Genomic DNA, 5,182 nt, shown 5'->3' on the forward strand with positions numbered 1-5,182 from the left:
AACGCGAGAGTTCTGGAGGCAGCAAAAAGCTAACTTGCAACCTTTAATTGGGGTGCCGATGAGTGTTATGATTGCAGGTATCAGAGCAATTCTTGGCTGTATTGAACGGCCCACGCTGCCGTCCAGGCGGAAGTTGAGCTTCACAGACGGGGCGGAAAAACACGTTTTGTTTGTTGCATCTTTTGTTCGCCGAGGTAGCGCATGCCAGACGATCTGCCAGGGCGGCCAGTAGCCGACAACTTCGCGCGACGGTTCGCCCCACCAGAGTTGTACGATCCCAAGAAGCGGCGCGAATGGAAGCTCGGGAGGCACGATGGAGATCGTGGGCCCTACGTCATCGAATTCAATCTTCAGCACATCGAGGGCCTTTCCGGAGCGATTGCCGCGCTTGAGGCGCGCCTGGCCGCGCTCAATGGCGACGCACCAGCGCCGCCGCGACCTGACTACATCTCGAAGACTTACGCGCGGTGCATGCTCACGGTGGACGAATGGCAGAGACTGCTCGTCGCCGATGGCGAATGGGCGGCGAGGGAAGCGCGAGATGCAAGCGACTCTTCCGGATCGACGCCGTCAGGACCACCGATCGATTCCATGCGGTATCGCGCGATCTACAAGCTTTGGCCAGACTTTCCGGTCCAGAGCCAGATTTACCGGTCGGTCGCGACGGTGAAAGCGGACGCCGCATACAAGTCGTTTGGCGCGGCGGGCGCGGGAATTGTCTGGGCCGTCATCGATTCTGGAATCGATGGGAGCCATCAGCACTTCGACGTTGAGGGCGGGCATGCCCTCGAGTCGCCCGAGGTGCGGGATCTTCACCGTTGCTTCGTCGACAGCGAGACGACATTCCTTGGAATTCCGGTTTTGGCGCCGGCGCCAATAGATCCGGACGGTCTCGATCGCCCAAATCCGAACGCTTCGGAGCAAGAACGTGAGGTTTTCCGTCAAAAACGCAAAGCGCTCATCGAGGAGCATCGCAGGCTCGCGCTGACCGATGATTTCGGGCACGGCACACACGTTGCGGGCATTATCGCCGGTACGGGCAAGTCGGGAAGCACAATTCGGCTGCTGGAACGGGTCGAAGAGGTCACGGCCAGAGGCGAGTTGGAGCGAGGTCAATTCAGGCAAACTGGAACCCTCCCCGCGGGGCAGATTCGGGGAATGGCGCCAAACTGTCGATTGATCAGCCTCCGCGTGCTGGACGGGAACGGCGAGGGACGCTCGAGCGACGTCATCCGCGCTCTCAACTACGTGCGTGAAAGACTAAACGACAACCCGAAGCTGCTGCGGGTCCACGGCGTGAACCTGAGCGTCGGCTACGAGTTCGATCCTGAGATGTTCGCCTGCGGGCAAAGTCCGATCTGCGCGGAAGTGAATCGTCTCGTTCAATCCGGAGTCGTCGTCGTGGCCGCGGCGGGAAACACCGGGTTCGGGACGGTGGCTGCCTCGATAAGGGCCACCAAAGTCGGACTGTCCAACACCATCAACGATCCGGGAAACGCAGAGTTCGCTATCACCGTCGGGGCTACCCATCGCGACGCGCCTTACACGTACGGCGTGTCGTACTTCTCGTCGAAAGGCCCGACCGGCGATGGCAGAATCAAACCCGATCTCGTCGCGCCCGGCGAGCGCATCACCTCCTGCGGTGCGGGCAAACGCCTGAAAAAGGCGATTGCCTCCACGGGTCTCGCCCCCGACGACGGCAGCGCTTATTACATGGAAGACAGCGGCACCAGCATGGCGGCACCCCACGTGTCGGGTGCCATCGCCGCGTTCTTGTCAATTCGCCGCGAGTTCATAGGCAAACCGCTCGACGTAAAGCGCATTTTTCTTTCGACGGCCAGCCCACTGGGCCGGGAACGCTACTTCGAGGGGCACGGAGTCCTCGACCTCATTCGCGCAATCCAATCAGTTTGATGAAGGAGGGTCACACGATGGCCACCCCGCACTTTGACGTCGAATTCACCAAGGACGGCGATATCTTCCAGCCGTCGCAGGTTGACGAGCTCCTGGCCGGCCTCGGGCCGGTCACCGATCTCCTCATCCTGTCTCACGGCTGGAATAACGACAAGGCAGACGCGTCGCAGCTCTACGACGAGCTCCTTGGCAATATCGACAAGCTGCTCGACCTGCGGAACCAACCCTCGGTACCCGCGCCGCTACAGGATCTCGTCGATCGACTGCGCGACCGGAACTTCGCGGCGGTCAGAATTTTCTGGCCGAGCAAGAAGTTCACTGATGCCGATCTGATCCCGGGGGGCGGCGCGGCCAGCGCGGCGGCTGAAGCGGAGAACGCGGCCGCGGTGAATCGCATTCTCGATAGGCTCAAGGATGATCCGCACCTGCTCGGCGGCGCCGATCGGAATCCCGCGCACGTTGCGGCGATGGAACGCGCGAAGGCGCTCGTATCCCAGCTTGCGACGACAGACGCAAAGAGGGAATTCGTCCAACTTCTTCGGAGCATCCTCGATCCGTCGATGAAGGAAAAGGACGACGCGTCCGCGGGCTTCTTTGCCGTCGACGCCGAGACGTTGTTCGAGAATGCTCAAACAGCCGTCGTCGCGCCCGCGGCTCCCGGCGGCGGGGCGGGGGCTGGATCCAGCCTTGGCAATGGCGGAGCGGCGGGCCTTGGCGACCTGCTGAGCGGCGTTCAGGCGGCCGCGCGTCGCATCGCCAACTTTGCCACGTACTACCAGATGAAGTCGCGCGCGGGCATCATCGGCAGCAAAGGTGTTGCCGACCTGCTCCGGCGGGTCCGCGGCGCAAAGGCCGCCATTCGCATTCATCTCGTCGGGCACAGCTTCGGCGGGCGCCTGGTGACGGCAGCCGCTCACGCTTTGCCGGTCAATACCGATCTCGTGACGATGAGCCTGCTGCAAGCGGCGTTCTCGCACAATGGTCTCTCGGATGGATTCGGCGAGGACCCCAAGGAACAAGGATTCTTCCGCGCTATCGTGGACGAGAAGCGAATATGCGGACCGATCATCATCACGCACACGAAGAATGACAAGGCGGTAGGCATCGCCTATCCGCTGGCGTCGCGCATCGCGGGCCAGAACGCCGCCGCCCTGGGAGACCAGAACGACCCTTACGGCGGCATGGGGAGGAATGGGGCCCAGAACACCAAAGAGGCTGACAATCAATTCACGTTGGGTCTTCCGGGCACTCGCTACTCGTTCGAGAAAGGCAAGATTCACAACATCTCATCGGACCTCATTAAAGATCATAGTGACGTCCGACGCATCGAAGTCGCCTATGCTATCCTGAGCGCAGCCGGGTCCGTCGCTTGACGCTCGTCGCACCAGAGGGACCACCTCGGCACACGCTCGTATGCCCGGAATACATGTCCTGCATTCGACCGGACGCCCTCGCGGAGCTCGAAGGTGGCTCGAAGAACTGATGGATTGTCGTCGCTCCGAGGTCGAGGACATCGGCGGGACCGCGCCGGCACATGATGGCGATCACATGATGGCGATCCGCTGATCATATAACCTACGTAAACGACCGCAGCCGATGATCGCGCGACATTGCGTGACACGCCAAGCAGGTGGAGGCGGGTCATGACGGTCAAGCGAAATCGGCGCAAGCAGACCTCGTCGTTCGACGAACGATTGAAGAGAGCGGCTCACGAAGCGCGCGAAGCCGCGCAATGCCTTCCTCCCGGGCCGCAGCGCGAGATGTTGCTGAAGAAAGCGGGGCAGGCGGAGACGGCGCAACGTATCAACCAATGGCTGGCATCTCCGGGACAGCGCTCGCCGAGGTGAAGGCGATGGACCGCAAGCACGCGTGTCTCGCCCGAGCCGCGGCCTGCCGCGAAAGGGCCGAGGCCGATCCGCAGAACCACGACTATTGGATGCAAGAGGCGATCAGGTGGCTCGACCTGGCGCAGGGGCCGACAGGTCCCGTTGCGGTGACCTTCGAAGCGCGGGATCAGCAGAATCTGCCTCCCAGAGATGATGGCCTTTCGGAATCGATGGGCCCGCGTCCCGCTGACGGCGAGCGGGCGATGGGCGGCCGCCCTGATCTGCCGGGGCAGCTCAATCGAGCAACATCCATGTCACGGACGCGACCAGTCCAACAAATCCAATGACCGCCATCGCAATGAAATAACGCTCCATCCTATCCATTATGCGCCACCTCAGCGCTTCATGATGTCCGAGCCGGCGGGCGCGACGCATTTGCATAGGTGAATCCGGCGCGCCCGGCGGCCGTGGCGAGACACATAGACGGCGGATTTCAACGCGCCTCCACCTCGTCCTCGCGCCGCGGCGCCCCCTCAGACCAGCAGGTGCTCGAGCCTGACCGGCAGCTTGCGGATGCGCGTGCCCGTGGCGTGAAAGATCGCATTGCACACCGCCGCGTTGGTCCCGACATTGCCGAGTTCACCCAATCCCTTGATACCCGCCGGATCGATGTGCTCGTCCTGCTCCGATACCAGGATCACCTCGACATTGGGCACGTCCGCGTTCACCGGAACGAGATAGTCGGCCAGATTGTCGTTGACATAACGGGCATAGCGCTCGTCGATTTCGGTGGCCTCCAGCAGCGCCGACGACATGCCCCAGATCAATCCGCCCATCAGCTGGCTGCGCGCGGTCCGCGGATTCATGATGCGGCCGGCAGCGAACGCACCGAGCAGCCGCGGCACCCGGATCTCACCGGTCCACCGGTTCACCCTGACCTCGACGAATTCAGCGCCGAAGGCGTAGGCGATCTTGTCCTTCAGGTTGCTGCCGCCGACCAGCCGCGACTGGCCCTTGTACATTGCTTGCAGCGAGTCCGCCGGCGCGCCCTCCGGCTTCCACTCGCCATATTCCTCGATCGTGCTGACGCCGAGCGCGTCGAACGCCCTCTCCCGATCAAGAGGCTGATCGCGCCTCGCGGCCCCGCCGGCTGGGGTGCTGCCCCGTCCGACCGTCTCTCCGGCGCCGTCACCGCTTTCGCCCGGTGGCAGCGCCTTGGCCAGGCGCTGCCTGATCTGGTCGCAGACCATCTCGACCGCGGAACAGGTACTGGCCGTGGAGTTCGAGCCGCCAGTTATCGGGGCGGGGGGCAGATCACTGTCGCCCATCGCGACAGTCACGCTGGCAAACGGGATTTCCAGCCTTTGCGCAGCCGCCTGGGCGATGACGGTATAGGCGCCCGTGCCGATCTCGTGGCCGGCGATCTCCACCCGCGCATGTCC

General features: G+C 62.9%; 5 protein-coding genes. 4 read left to right on the top strand and 1 reads right to left on the bottom strand.

Features of this window, described 5'->3' with window-relative positions:
• From JOZ76_RS27920 to JOZ76_RS27940, 4 genes are all read left to right on the top strand, one after another.
• Positions 1–232: hypothetical protein (locus JOZ76_RS27920; RefSeq protein WP_291704159.1), on the top strand; the 232-nt coding region annotated here is incomplete at its 5' end.
• Positions 202–1,914: a S8 family peptidase gene (locus JOZ76_RS27925; protein WP_291704161.1), complete on the top strand. Its 1,713-nt coding sequence runs from the start codon at positions 202–204 to the stop codon at positions 1,912–1,914. The genes JOZ76_RS27920 and JOZ76_RS27925, both read left to right, overlap by 31 nt.
• A 17-nt stretch (positions 1,915–1,931) precedes the next feature.
• Positions 1,932–3,287 (top strand): alpha/beta hydrolase, encoded by a 1,356-nt coding sequence (locus JOZ76_RS27930; protein WP_291704162.1) that lies wholly within the window; start codon positions 1,932–1,934, stop codon positions 3,285–3,287.
• Between the two features lie 437 nt (positions 3,288–3,724).
• On the top strand, positions 3,725–4,087 hold the full coding sequence (locus JOZ76_RS27940) for a hypothetical protein (RefSeq protein ID WP_291704168.1): 363 nt from the start codon (positions 3,725–3,727) through the stop codon (positions 4,085–4,087).
• 186 nt (positions 4,088–4,273) lie between these two features.
• On the opposite strand, the gene JOZ76_RS27945 is transcribed toward JOZ76_RS27940, so the two are convergent.
• Positions 4,274–5,182 (bottom strand): xanthine dehydrogenase family protein molybdopterin-binding subunit (locus JOZ76_RS27945; protein ID WP_291704166.1); only part of this gene is annotated, 909 nt, incomplete at its 5' end.

It is taken from the genome of Bradyrhizobium sp. (assembly GCF_019244115.1).
In the GTDB taxonomy this organism is placed as follows: Bacteria; Pseudomonadota; Alphaproteobacteria; order Rhizobiales; family Xanthobacteraceae; genus Bradyrhizobium.